Annotated in this window: 11 protein-coding genes; 9 read left to right on the top strand and 2 right to left on the bottom strand. The window is 59.6% G+C overall.

The annotated features are described in order from the left end of the window. Positions 1 to 19 precede the first annotated feature (19 nt). From purH to KMP13_RS14655, 5 genes are all read left to right on the top strand, one after another. Positions 20 to 1,609 (top strand): bifunctional phosphoribosylaminoimidazolecarboxamide formyltransferase/IMP cyclohydrolase, encoded by a 1,590-nt coding sequence (gene purH / locus KMP13_RS14675; protein ID WP_215266700.1) that lies wholly within the window; start codon positions 20 to 22, stop codon positions 1,607 to 1,609. Between the two features lie 19 nt (positions 1,610 to 1,628). Next, complete coding sequence (gene lspA, locus KMP13_RS14670) at positions 1,629 to 2,102, top strand: signal peptidase II (RefSeq protein WP_215266699.1); 474 nt, start codon at positions 1,629 to 1,631, stop codon at positions 2,100 to 2,102. 51 nt (positions 2,103 to 2,153) lie between these two features. After that, positions 2,154 to 2,669, top strand: coding sequence for a DUF3035 domain-containing protein (locus KMP13_RS14665; protein WP_215266697.1), 516 nt, complete (start codon positions 2,154 to 2,156; stop codon positions 2,667 to 2,669). 173 nt (positions 2,670 to 2,842) lie between these two features. Next, positions 2,843 to 4,189 carry a M16 family metallopeptidase gene (locus KMP13_RS14660; RefSeq protein WP_215266696.1) on the top strand — a complete coding sequence of 449 codons (1,347 nt, stop codon included), beginning with the start codon at positions 2,843 to 2,845 and terminating at the stop codon, positions 4,187 to 4,189. Further along, positions 4,186 to 5,502, top strand: a complete 1,317-nt coding sequence (locus tag KMP13_RS14655) for a M16 family metallopeptidase (RefSeq protein ID WP_215266695.1) — start codon at positions 4,186 to 4,188, stop codon at positions 5,500 to 5,502. The genes KMP13_RS14660 and KMP13_RS14655 overlap by 4 nt, the downstream gene beginning before the upstream one ends. A gap of 122 nt (positions 5,503 to 5,624) precedes the next feature. Here the strand turns inward: KMP13_RS14655 and KMP13_RS14650 are convergent, their stop codons facing one another. Both KMP13_RS14650 and deoC read right to left on the bottom strand, forming a co-directional pair. Further along, complete coding sequence (locus KMP13_RS14650) at positions 5,625 to 7,961, bottom strand: aldehyde dehydrogenase family protein (RefSeq protein ID WP_215266693.1); 2,337 nt, start codon at positions 7,959 to 7,961, stop codon at positions 5,625 to 5,627. 17 nt (positions 7,962 to 7,978) lie between these two features. Beyond that, positions 7,979 to 8,962: a deoxyribose-phosphate aldolase gene (gene deoC, locus KMP13_RS14645; RefSeq protein WP_215266691.1), complete on the bottom strand. Its 984-nt coding sequence runs from the start codon at positions 8,960 to 8,962 to the stop codon at positions 7,979 to 7,981. Between the two features lie 198 nt (positions 8,963 to 9,160). Between deoC and KMP13_RS14640 the strand changes: the two genes are divergently transcribed. The 4 genes from KMP13_RS14640 to KMP13_RS14625 are packed head-to-tail and all read left to right on the top strand — an operon-like array spanning position 9,161 to position 13,057. Continuing rightward, positions 9,161 to 10,114: a metal ABC transporter solute-binding protein, Zn/Mn family gene (locus KMP13_RS14640; RefSeq protein WP_215266689.1), complete on the top strand. Its 954-nt coding sequence runs from the start codon at positions 9,161 to 9,163 to the stop codon at positions 10,112 to 10,114. Positions 10,115 to 10,117: 3 nt separating this feature from the next. Next, entirely contained in the window at positions 10,118 to 10,921 is an 804-nt protein-coding gene (locus KMP13_RS14635; RefSeq protein WP_215266687.1) for a metal ABC transporter ATP-binding protein, read from the top strand. 4 nt (positions 10,922 to 10,925) lie between these two features. Next, a complete protein-coding gene (locus KMP13_RS14630; protein WP_215266684.1) occupies positions 10,926 to 12,131 on the top strand; it encodes a metal ABC transporter permease in 1,206 nt (401 codons plus the stop codon). Beyond that, positions 12,128 to 13,057, top strand: a complete 930-nt coding sequence (locus tag KMP13_RS14625) for a metal ABC transporter permease (protein ID WP_215266682.1) — start codon at positions 12,128 to 12,130, stop codon at positions 13,055 to 13,057. Before KMP13_RS14630 ends, KMP13_RS14625 begins: the two co-directional genes overlap by 4 nt. Positions 13,058 to 13,091 lie beyond the last annotated feature (34 nt).

Here is a 13,091-nt window from a genome sequence, read left to right as displayed (position 1 = left end):
ACGAAGGACTGCCACACCCATGACCAATCTGCATCCCGTGCGCCGCGCGCTGCTTTCTGTTTCCGATAAAACCGGTCTTGTTGACCTAGGCAAGGCACTGTCCGCGCGCGGTGTGGAGCTTTTGTCCACCGGCGGATCCGCCAAAACGCTGCGCGACGCGGGCCTGACGGTCAAAGATGTCTCTGATGTTACCGGCTTTCCCGAAATGATGGACGGTCGTGTCAAAACTCTGCACCCCAAGGTGCACGGCGGCCTGCTGGCCCTGCGCGACAACGATGATCACGTCGCGGCGATGACAGAACACGGCATTGGTGAGATCGACCTGTTGGTGGTGAACCTCTACCCGTTTGAAGAAACCCTGAAACGGGGTGCCGCCTATGATGAGATGATCGAGAATATCGACATCGGCGGCCCAGCCATGATCCGCGCCGCCGCCAAGAACCACGGCTTTGTCACCACCGTGGTCGACGTCGAAGATTACAGCGCGCTGTTGACCGAACTGGACTCCAATGACGGTCAGACTTCTTATGCGTTCCGTCAGAAACTGGCACAGATCGCCTATGCCCGCACCGGCGCCTATGACGCAGCGGTCTCCACCTGGATGGCCAGCGCAATCGGCGAAGAGACCCCGCGCCGCCGGGTGTTTGCAGGCGAAGTCAAACAGACGCTGCGTTATGGCGAGAACAGCCACCAGAAAGCGGCGTTTTACACCGATGGATCCGAACGCCCCGGCGTTGCCACCGCCGTGCAGCTGCAGGGCAAAGAGCTCAGCTACAACAATATCAACGACACCGACGCAGCTTATGAGCTGGTGGCAGAGTTCAACCCGGATGAGACCGCAGCCGTTGCGATCATCAAACACGCCAACCCATGCGGCGTGGCAACCGGTGCAACACTGACCGAGGCCTATCAAAAAGCGTTTGATTGCGACCGCACCTCCGCCTTCGGCGGGATCGTGGCGCTAAACCAACCGCTGGATGCGGCAACCGCAGAAAAGATCACCGAGATCTTTACCGAAGTTGTTATCGCACCGGGCGCTTCGGACGAGGCAAAGGAAATCTTTGCCAAGAAAAAGAACCTGCGTCTGTTGCTGACTGATGCGCTGCCGGTCTCTCGTGCAGCCATCACTGCATACAAACAGGTTTCCGGCGGCGTTCTGGTTCAGGACAAAGACGTTGGATATGTTGATCTGGCCGATCTGAAAGTTGTAACTGAAAAGAAACCAACTGATGAGCAGATGCAGGACCTTCTGTTTGCGTGGAAAGTGGCGAAACACGTCAAATCCAACGCCATCGTTTATGTCAAAGGCAGCGCAACCGTTGGTGTTGGTGCTGGCCAGATGTCCCGTCTCGACAGCGCCAATGTCGCCGCCGCCAAGGCAGAGCGTATGGCCGCAGAACTCGGTCTGGACGAAAGCCTCGCCAAAGGGTCCGCTGTGGCATCTGACGCGTTCTTCCCTTTTGCTGATGGTCTTCTCGAAGCCGCAGCCGCAGGCGCGACCTGTGTGATCCAGCCGGGTGGCTCGATGCGCGACCAGGAAGTGATCGACGCGGCAAATGAAAACGGTCTGGCGATGGTCTTCACCGGCATGCGCCACTTCCGCCACTAAAAAACAGGATCGGCGTCTTATGCGTTTGATGGTTGCAGGCTGCGCACTGGCCTTTGGGCTGGATCAGCTCAGCAAAAATCTGGTGATCCACCGGATGGGCTTGGTGGATCGCTTTGCCATCGACGTCTGGCCGCCGATCCTGAATTTTCGCTACGGCGAGAACACCGGTATCAATTTCGGCCTGTTCGACGGCGCCGCCGATATGGGCCGCTGGATCCTGATCGGGGTGTCGATCCTGATCTGTATCGCGCTGTCTGTCTGGACCCTGCGCCAACCGCCTCACCGGGGGCTGCGCTTTGCGGCGGGTCTTGTGGCAGGAGGCGCGCTTGGGAATGTGCTGGATCGCGTGGTCTACGGCTATGTGCTCGATTTTCTGAACATGTCCTGCTGCGGTATTCACAACCCGTTTGTGTTCAATGTCGCGGATGTCTTTATCTTTGGCGGTGCGGCAGCTTTGATCCTCTTTGACGGTCAGCTGAAAAAGCCCACGTGACCTTACCTTCAAAATCCGCTAAGACGCGATAAACGGACCGGAGTTATTCTGATGCAGATCTCTAAAAGCTTGGTTGCTATCGTACTGCTTGTTGCGGTCTCTGCTTGTGGCAATGGCGGCCTGCATGATCTGCGCGCGCCCGGCACCGGGCCGGATGAGTTTCTGATCCAGCCCGCCCAACCGCTGGAAACCCCGCCAAGCTTTACGGAACTGCCACAGCCGACACCGGGTGGGTTCAACCGCACCGATCAAAACCCGCAGGCTGATGCGATCGCGGCTCTGGGTGGCGATCCGGCGGCAGTGGCCCCTGGAAATAGCGTGCCTGCGACCGATTCTGCACTGCTGGCCGCCACGGGGCGTTACGGCGTGCAATCCGACATCCGTCAGGATCTGGCCGAAGAAGACGCGAAGTTCCGTCGCCGTGAACAACGAACAGCGCGTATCAAATTGTTCCCGGTTGATCGCTATGGTGACGCTTACAAGCGCCAGTCGCTTGACCCATTTGCGGTGAACCAGGCCTACCGCAACGCGCAAACCGGCACGCCTTCGGCCCCTCCTGCGGAATAAATTCTCTAAAATCTGCTCACATCATCGCCATCGGTCTTGTTCCTGTGCCTAGGAATCGTAATTTGTATGGCAAAGATCACAGCTATAAAAGTGCCGACTCCCCTATCGGGAGGACAGCAGAGCAGTACCGGCGCAGTTACTTTGAACGCGCCGCATTTGACGGAGGACGACGTATGATCCGAAGGATCACATGCGCTTTGGCGCTGGTAATGGGCCTCGCAGGCAACGCCAGCGCAACCGAAGCAAAAGTCACGGCTTTTACTTTGGAAAACGGCATGGATGTTGTTGTGGTCGAAGACCACCGCGCGCCGGTAGTACAACAGATGGTCTGGTATCGCGCAGGCTCAGCAGACGAACCCGTGGGCCAATCCGGCGTGGCGCATTTTCTCGAACATCTTCTGTTCAAGGCGACCGACACCCTCGCCTCGGGGGAGCTTTCGGCTACGGTGGCGGCCAATGGCGGGCGCGACAATGCCTTTACCAGCTATGATTACACCGCCTATTTCCAACGGGTCGCGGCGGATCGTCTGGAACTGATGATGCAGATGGAAAGCGACCGGATGGTCAACCTGCGTCTGACCCTCAGCGATATCGAGACCGAGCGTGAGGTCATTCTGGAAGAGCGCAACCAGCGCACCGATAGCGATCCCGGCGCCTTGTTCCGCGAACAGATGAACGCGGTGCAATACCTCAACCATCGCTATGGTCAGCCCGTCATCGGCTGGCGTCATGAGATGGAAGAGCTGGAGATGGAGGACGCGCTGTCCTTTTATTCCACCTATTACGCGCCCAATAACGCCATTCTGGTGGTCTCGGGCGATGTCGACCCCGAACAGGTCCGCGCCCTGGCTGAGACGTATTATGGTGTGATCCCGGCCAACCCGGAGCTGCCTGAAACGCGTCTGCGCACGTCTGAGCCACCACAAATCAGCGCGCGCCGGGTCAGCTACAAGGATCCTCGTGTGGCGCAACCCTATGTGATGCGCACCTATCTTGCCCCCGAACGCGACAGCGGCGCCCAGGAAAAAGCCGCTGCGCTGTTTATGCTGGCGCAGTTGCTGGGTGGTGGCAGCACATCGTATCTGACCAACGCCTTGCAGTTTGACCAGCAATTGGCGGTCTATACCACGGCTTATTACCGGGGCACGTCGCTCGATGACACGACCTTTACCTTCCTGGTGGTGCCCGCACAGGACGTGAGCCTGGAACAGGCCGAAACGGCGCTCGACGACACATTGGCGGCCTTTATGGAAGAGGGGATCGACGAAACCCAGTTGGAGCGGATCAAGCTGCAACTGCGCGCGGATGAGATCTATGCCCGCGACGATGTAGACCGGATTGCCAACCGATATGGTCGCGCGCTGACCTCCGGGTTAACGGTCGAGGACGTGCAAACCTGGCCGCAAATTCTTCAATCCGTGACAGCCGATGAAATCATCGCTGTGGCACGTGAAACACTGCGCTCTGAAACCTCGGTCACGGGATGGCTGATGCAAGACGAGCCGGAGGTGACTCAATGACCCCGCTAAGACTTTTTGCAGCTCTCTGGTTCGTGCTGCTGGCAGCCCTGCCGGCCCGCGCGATCGAGATCAAAGAAGTAACTTCGCCCGGGGGCTTCAAAGCCTGGTTGGTTGAGGACCCCTCCATCCCCTTTACCGCGCTTGAACTGCGGTTTCGCGGCGGCACCTCGCTGGACGTGCCAGAGAAACGCGGCGCTGTGAACCTGATGACGGGCCTGTTGGAAGAAGGCGCCGGCGATCTGTTGGCGCAGGATTACGCCCGTGCGCTGGAAAGCCTGGCGGCGAATTTCTCCTATTCCTCAGATCGCGACACCGTGTCGATCTCGGCGCGCTTCCTCAGCGAAAACCGGGACGAAGCGGTGGAACTTCTGCGCCAAACCCTGCAGGAGCCGCGCTTTGATCAGGACGCTTTAGATCGCGTGCGGGCCCAGGTTCTGGCAGGTTTGCGGTCCGAAGAAACGGACCCCAACGACATCGCGGGCAAAGTCTTTGCAACCATGACTTACGGCGATCACCCCTATGGCACGCCGGAAAATGGCACCTTGGAAACCGTGACGGAGCTGACGCGCCAGGACATCTTTGACGCCTATGAGGCGGTGTTTGCAAAAGACCGCATCTATATCAGCGCGGTGGGCGATATCTCGGGCGACGAGCTTGGCGCAATCATGGATGCGCTGCTGAGTGATTTACCTGAGATCGGCTCACCGATGCCGGGTCCGGTTGATCCGGTTTTGGTCGAAGGGGTTGAGATCATTGACTTCGAAACCCCGCAATCGGTTGCCATTTTTGGACAGCCCGGATTGGATCGGGACGATCCGGACTTTTTCTCGGCCTTTGTGCTGAACCAGATTCTGGGTGGCGGCTCTTTCAACAGCCGCCTGATGAAGGAAGTGCGTGAAAAACGTGGCCTGACCTATGGCGTCTATTCTTATCTGCTGCCCCGTGATCTGGCTGCGGTCTATCTCGGCTCTTTTGCATCCGCGAATGAGAAAATGGCCGAAGCCGTGGATGTGGTGCGCAGCGAATGGAGCCGGATTGCGACCGACGGCGTCACAGCCGAAGAATTGCAAGATGCCAAAACTTATCTCACCGGAGCCTACCCGCTGCGGTTTGATGGCAACGGGCGCATCGCCTCCATTCTGGTTGGCATGCAGATAGACGGCCTGCCCATCGACTATGTCGAGACCCGCAATGACAAAATCAACGCGATCACACTGGATGAGGCCAACCGAGTGGCAGGTGAGCTTTATGATCCCTCCAACCTGCAATTTGTGATTGTCGGTCGCCCCGAAGGCCTTCAGGCGACCCAATAACGAACGTCCATTATCTATCTGGTCCCAAACGGTAAAAGAGCGCCCTTTTGGGCGCTCTTTTGCTGGACAAGACCCTGTTCCAGATATCTGGAGCAGGGCCCGCTTGGGGCAGGGGGCAACGGTTATTCGCCGTAGGGAACCCAGATGTTTTTGACCTCGGTCGCTTCCTGCAAAATCCGCTTGCTGTGATCCGTGGACCAGTCCAATGCGTGGCCATTGTTGACCCAGCTGCGTTTGAGATTGCTGGCTGCCGCCTCTTCAACCGTTTGGCTGAGGGGGCTGGAAGAGTGGCACCAGACCGCGTCCAGATTCATATGGGCGGCAAGAGTTGGGGCCAGATCACCATGTGCTCCGGTCAGGATGTTCACCACACCGGCGGGCACGTCAGATGTTTCAAGAACTTGGTAGAAATCTGTGGCCGCCAGCGGGAAAGGCTCGGATGCGGCAAGGATCACGCGGTTGCCCATGGCAATTGCCGGCGCCATCAGTGAGATAAGACCCAACAGCGGTGCCTCATCTGCACAAAGGGCGCCGATAATCCCGACGGGTTCCTTCATTGCCAAGGCAACGCCCCGGATCGGTACATTGTGCACCTGCCCGTCGTATTTATCCGTCCAAGCTGCTGCCGTGAACAGACGTTGGATAGACGCCTCAACCTCTGCCGCACCGGCGTCGGTGCCTGTCATTGCATCAATGCGTGTTGCGAACTCATCCGCGCGGGCTGAGAGGTTTTCGCCGATGTAATACAGGATCTGCGCCCGCAGGTGACCGGTTGTTTTGGCCCAGCCTGCCGCGGCGGCTGCAGCTTCAACCGCGTTGCGCACGTCTTTGCGGCTGCCTTTGCCCACTTGGCCCAGCAAATCGCCGGTAGGACCATAGATCCCTTGTACATAGCCGCTGTCAGGGCGCGTTTGCTTGCCACCGATGTACATTTTTGCCGTGCGGTCGATCGCATCACGTGGCGCGCCGTTGCCGGTGAACGCTTTTACGGGGCTCAGCTTTTTGGTCGCGGCGGGATTTTTGCAATAGGCCTGCAAGCCTTCCCAACCGCCTTCACGACCAAAACCGCTTTCGCGCACACCGCCGAAACCAGCGGCGGCATCGAACATATTGGTGCCGTTGATCCACACCACACCGGCCGCCAGTTTCGGAGCGATATCCAGAGCGAGGTTTACATTCTCACTCCAGATCGTCGCGGCCAGACCGTAGCGGGTGTTGTTGGCCACTTGCACCGCCTCTGCCGGGGTGCGGAAGGTGGTGGAGACCAAAACCGGGCCAAAGATCTCTTCCTGCATCAACGTATCTGCCGGATGCAGTTCTTCGATCAGGGTCGGCGGGAAGAAACATCCCGCTTCGGGCATCTCGACCTTGGGCTGGTACATCTGACCTGCGGTATTGGCCTCGACCAGCGTTTGGATGGTCTGCAATTGCACCGGATCGACAACCGCGCCGACGTCGATGGATTTGTCCAGCGGGCTGCCCAGACGCAGGCGATCCATCCTGACCTTTAGTTTCCGGTGAAACGCGCCCGAGATGCTTTCTTGCACCAACAGGCGTGACCCCGCACAACAGACCTGACCCTGGTTGAACCAGATCGCATCCACCAGACCTTCGACGGCGGAATCCAAATCGGCGTCGTCAAACACGATATAAGGCGACTTGCCCCCCAGTTCGAGCGTCAGCGATTTGCCGCTGCCCGCCGTTGCCTGACGGATCTTGCGCCCCACTGCGGTGGAGCCGGTAAAGGCGATTTTGTCGACCTTGGCGTTGACGATCATCTCACCCACGGCACCATCGCCGGTGATGATGTTGACCACACCCGCGGGAACCCCGGCCTCAGCGCAGATCTCCGCAAACAGCAGCGCGGTGAGCGATGTGTATTCTGCCGGTTTCAGCACCACGGTATTGCCCATGGCCAGCGCCGGTGCGATTTTCCATGCCAGCATCAACAGCGGAAAGTTCCAGGGAATGATCTGGCCGCACACGCCGAGCGCTTTGGCACCGGGCAGTTCGCTTTCCATCAGCTGCGCCATGCCCGCGTGATAGTAGAAATGCCGCTGTGCCAAGGGGATATCGATGTCGCGAGATTCGCGGATCGGCTTGCCGTTGTCCAGGGTCTCAAGCACCGCAAACAGGCGGGCGTGCTTCTGGAGTAAACGCGCCAAAGCATAAAGCACCCTTGCACGCCCGGGTCCGCCCATTTTTTCCCACGCAGGCTGTGCGGCGCGTGCTGCCGCGACGGCGGCCGCGACATCATCGCTGGTAGCTTGGCTCAGCCGTGCCAGTTCGACGCCGGTTGCGGGATTGCGCGATGCAAACCCGTCGGTTGTGACGGTGAATTCTCCGCCGATGAAATGGCCAAACGCCCGCTTATGACCTTCCAGCCAGGTTTGCGCTGCACTGTCGCTTTCTGGAGCGGGGCCATAGTCCATGGTCTCAAAGATCTCTTTTACTGTCATTGTCTTGGTCCCTCGCATCAGCCGATTGCGTGGCGGTTGGCGGCGGAATAGGTGCCGGTTAGGTGATGCTCTAGCTGGCGTTCAATATCGCCAAGCAGCGATGATGCGCCAAAGCGGAACAGGTCCGGCTGCAACCAGCGGTCACCCAGCTCTTCTTTGATCAGGCTCAGATAGACCAAAGAGTCCTTTGCCTTGGAAATCCCACCCGCCGGTTTGTAGCCCACCCGGATCCCGGTCGCGTCGTAATAGTCGCGAATGGCACGGATCATCACCAAAGAGACGGGCAGGGTGGCATTGACGCTTTCTTTCCCGGTCGAGGTTTTGATGAAATCAGCACCAGCCATCATGCAGACCAGCGAGGCGCGTGCCACGTTGCGCAAAGAACCCAGTTCACCCGTGGCCAGGATCGCTTTGACATGGGCCTCGCCGCAGTGTTCGCGAAAGGCCTTCATCTCATCGTATAGCGCCTGCCAATTGCCTTCCAACACGTGACGGCGTGAGATGACGATATCGATCTCGTCTGCACCGGCGGCAACACTGGCGTCAATCTCTGCCAGTCGCAGCGGCAGGGGGGAGAGGCCGGCCGGGAAGCCCGTGGATACAGCTGCCACCGGAATACCCGTACCCTGCAAGGCACCAACAGCCGCTTCGACCATGTCGTGATAGACACAGACCGCACCGGTGGTCAGACCGTCAAAGCCCAGTTCGGCCAACAGATCCGCCCGCACCGGTTGGCGCGCCTTGGCACACAGCCGACGCACCCGGGCTTGGGTGTCATCACCGGACAGGGTGGTCAGGTCGATCATGGTGATCGCTTTGAGCAGCCAGGCGGCCTGATAGTCCTTTTTGACCGACCGACGCGCGGCCAATTGCGCACAGCGCCGCTCAATCGCAGAGGTATTGGCCTGCGCGCGCGCGACCCAGTTCAGATCCAGCGCCATGCCGGGATTTCGCGGCGCGCTCAGATGGGCATCGGTGTCGGGTTTGGTTTGACGGTTCATCATCGTCCTCACATATCTTGCGTGAACCTCGCATGCAGATGCCCGTTTTTCAACCAAACCTCACCCGTTTCCGCCCTGAATTTTGATCAACTGGACAAATTTCAGTGACGTTCTTGAGAATAATTCGCAATAGCATTGACACAGTTGCAAATCGTTCTCAATATCACTCAAAGTTAGGACAAAAGGATTTCGAATCTCATGTTGACCCGTCGTATTGCCATTGCTGCTGTTACTGCTCTTCTGGCCCTGCCAGTGGCGGCGCTGGCCGCGCCACTTAAAATTGTGGCCACCACGGGAATGATTGCGGATGCCGCCCGTCAGGTCGGCGGAGATGAGGTTACGGTCACCGCGCTGATGGGGCCGGGGGTTGACCCGCACGCCTACCGTCAGACCCGCACCGATATTGTCGCCATGACCCGCGCAGATCTGGTTCTGTGGCACGGTCTCTATCTCGAAGCGCAGATGCAAGACTTTATGCATGACCTGGAAAGGCGCCGCACCGTTGTCGCGGTTGCCGAGGCCCTGCCCAAGGATGTGCTGCGCGGGCATGACGATTACGCTGATAAATTCGACCCGCATGTCTGGATGACCCCTCTCCTGTGGAAAGACGTCGTGACCGAAGTGCAGCGCGCACTGTCCGAGGCCCGCCCCGAAGCGGCAGAGACATTTGCCACCAACGCCGCCGCGCATCTGGCGGATCTAGACGGGCTGGTCACCTATGGCCGCTCGGTTCTGGACAAAGTGCCCGCGGACAACCGGGTCTTGCTGACCGCACATGATGCCTTTGGCTATTTTGGCCGCGACTACGGTTTTGAGGTTCTGGGCGTTCAGGGCATCTCAACCCAGTCCGAGGCCGGGTTGAACCGGATTTCCGAACTGGTGAACATGCTGGTTGCGCGCAAGATTACGGCCGTCTTTGTCGAAAGCTCAGTCTCTGATCGCTCTGTGCGCGCCCTGATCGAAGGCGCCGCCGCACAAGGCCACACGGTCAAGATCGGCGGTGAGCTGTTCTCGGACGCGATGGGCGCAGATGGCACCTACGAGGGGACATATCTCGGCATGCTCGACCATAATTTCACCACCGTTGCATCGGCCCTTGGCGCGGATGTGCCCACCCGTGGCATGAACGGCAAGCTTTCGGCGGGATTTTAAACCATGCTCGACCTGATCTGCGAAGACGGCACCACATTTACGGAAAACAGCCTCGCCCAAAGCCCGTTGGCCATTCGTGGGCTGACGGTCACCTACGGGCAGAAACCGGCGGTTTTCTCGGTGGATATGACGGTGCAACCCGGTGAAATGACCGCGATCATCGGCCCCAATGGCGCCGGTAAATCCACCATGCTCAAGGCCGCATTGGGCGTGATCCCATCGGTCTCTGGCCGGGTGCAGGTCTTTGGCAAACCGCTGCCAAGCCAACGCGCCCGTGTCGCCTATGTGCCGCAGCGCGCCAGCGTGGATTGGGATTTCCCAACCCGCGTGATCGATGTGGTTCTGATGGGGCTGTACCGTCAGGTCGGCCTGTTGGGTCGGATCCGGGGCCAACACCGCGCCTCTGCACTGGACTGTCTGACCCGCGTTGGCATGGCTGATTTTGCGGATCGTCAGATCGGCCAACTGTCTGGCGGTCAACAACAACGCGTCTTTCTGGCGCGCGCTTTGGCCCAGAATGCGGATCTCTACCTGCTTGATGAACCTTTTGCAGGCGTGGATGCCGCCACCGAAAAGGCGATTATCACCGTTCTGAAATCCCTGCGCGCCGAAGGCAAAACCGTTGTTGTGGTGCATCATGATCTGGCAACCGTGGCTGAGTATTTCGACAATGTGTTCCTGATCAACACCCGCAAAGTTGCCGAAGGACCGGTTGAGACCACCTTCAACTCGGTCACGTTGCAGGCGGCCTATGGTGGACGGCTGGCGGCGACACAGGTTGAACAGCTGAACCAGATCACCGGGTAAACCGATGATTTGGGACGCGCTTTTGCTCCAGCTTGGCTACAACGCCACGCTGGTCTCGGTTGGCGCTGCGCTTTTGGGTGCGGCGGCGGGTATCACCGGCACTTTCCTGTTCTTGCGTAAACGCGCGCTGGTGGCCGATGCGGTCAGCCACGCGACCCTGCCTGGCGTTTGTATCGCTTTTCTGGTGATGGCGAGCCTTGGCGGTGACGGGCGCAACCTGATCGGCCTGTTGGTTGGATCGGCTTTGTCGGCCTGGGTGGGCCTGTGGTGCCTCAACTGGCTGACCCTGCGCACCCGACTGGCCGAAGACGCGGCGATCGGCGCAATCCTGTCCACTTTCTTTGGCTTTGGCGTGGTGCTTTTGACCGTGATCCAGACTGCAGGGATCGGCCGCCAAGCCGGGCTCGAAGGGTTCCTGCTCGGCTCCACCGCTGGCATGTTGTTCAACGACGCGCTGCTGATCGCAGGCGGCGGTGCAGCAACTCTGGTGATCATCGCGCTGACCCGCCGCGCGTTGACATTGGTCTCCTTTGATCCGGAATATGCCTCAGCCCAAGGGATCAACGTGCCCCAGGTCGATATGTTGATGATGGGGCTGGTTATGGCGGTCACAGTGATTGGCCTCAAAATCGTTGGTCTGATCCTGATTGTCGCCCTGCTGATCATTCCCGCCGTCACCGCGCGGTTCTGGTCCGAACGGTCCGACATCGTGGTGCTTCTGGCCGGGCTCTTTGGCGCGGCTGCGGCCTATGTCGGCGCGGGCGTCTCTGCCTCGGCGCCGAACCTGCCCACCGGACCGTTGATTGTGTTGATGAGCGCGGGCCTTTTTGCCCTGTCGCTGTTCTTTGCCCCCAGCCGAGGCGTCTTGGCCGCAGTCATCCGCCAACGCCGGTTCCAACGCCGGGTGCATCTGCGTCAGGGGCTGTTGGCTCTGGCCCAAGGGCAGCCGATCTATGAAAACCTCACGCTGCGTTTGTTGGGTCGCGCCGGTCTGGTGCGCCGGGATGGCGTGGCGACTGAGACGGGACGCGCCCGTGCGGCCAAAGCGTTGAGGGACGAAAAACGCTGGGAAATCCTGCGCCGCGATCACGCGCAGGAACCCGCCGCCGAGCTCTATGATGGGCTGCGCGCTATCGAAACCGTGCTGACCCCTGATGAAATCCGAGAGATCGATGCCAAAATCGGTGCGCCCCAGGAGATTCCCACATGAGCGGCGCTGAATTTGTCCCCCTCTCCCTGCCGCCCATCGCCATTGGCACCTGCGCAGCGATTGCCTGTGCCTTGCCGGGGAATTTTCTGCTGCTGCGCCGTCAGGCCTTGATCGGTGATGCGATCAGCCACGTGGTGTTGCCGGGGATCGTGGTGGCTTTCATTCTCACTGGTGTGATCTCCACCTGGCCGATGATGATTGGTGCGGCCGGCGCTGCCCTGATCGCGGTGCTTTTGATAGAGGGGATCCGCCGTTTGGGCCGCATTGAACCCGGTGCCGCGATGGGCGTGGTCTTTACCACCATGTTCGCTGGCGGGGTTTTGCTGCTGGAACAGACCGACACATCCAGCGTGCATCTGGACGTGGAACATGCGCTTTATGGCAATCTGGAAAGCTTGATCTGGCTGGACGCCACCGGCTGGGCTTCGCTGCTGGACCCGCTGGCGCTGGCCGGTTTACCGCCCGAGCTGCCGCGCATGGCATTGGTGCTGGTGCTGACGGGGCTGTTTATCGCGATCTTCTGGCGTGCTCTCAAGATCTCAACCTTTGATGAAGGCTTTGCGCAATCGGTCGGGATCACCACCACCCCGCTTGGCCTGGCGCTGGTGGTGGTGGCGGCCGTTGCCGCCGTTGCGGCCTTTGATGCGGTGGGGTCGATTATCGTGATCGCCATGTTCATCTGCCCTCCGGCAGCGGCCCGGATGATGACCAACCGGCTGGAACGCCAAATCGCCTGGAGCGTTGGTTTCGCGGCCCTTTCCGCCATCCTGGGCTATGTGCTGGCGGGCTACGGCCCCTTGTGGTTGGGCCTTTATGATGCGGTATCTGCGGCTGGTATGATCGCCACCGTCTCCGGCGTGATCCTCGCCGTCGCCGCGCGCTTTGGCCCCTGCCGCACCCGCGCCGGAGCGCCCGCAGGCGTCTGACCACCGCCAAATTCGCTGCTGGCGGAATCATGGC

Source organism: Epibacterium ulvae (assembly GCF_018678075.1).
GTDB classification, from domain to species: Bacteria; Pseudomonadota; Alphaproteobacteria; order Rhodobacterales; family Rhodobacteraceae; genus Epibacterium; species Epibacterium ulvae_A.
This window is presented reverse-complemented; position numbering and strand designations above follow the sequence as displayed.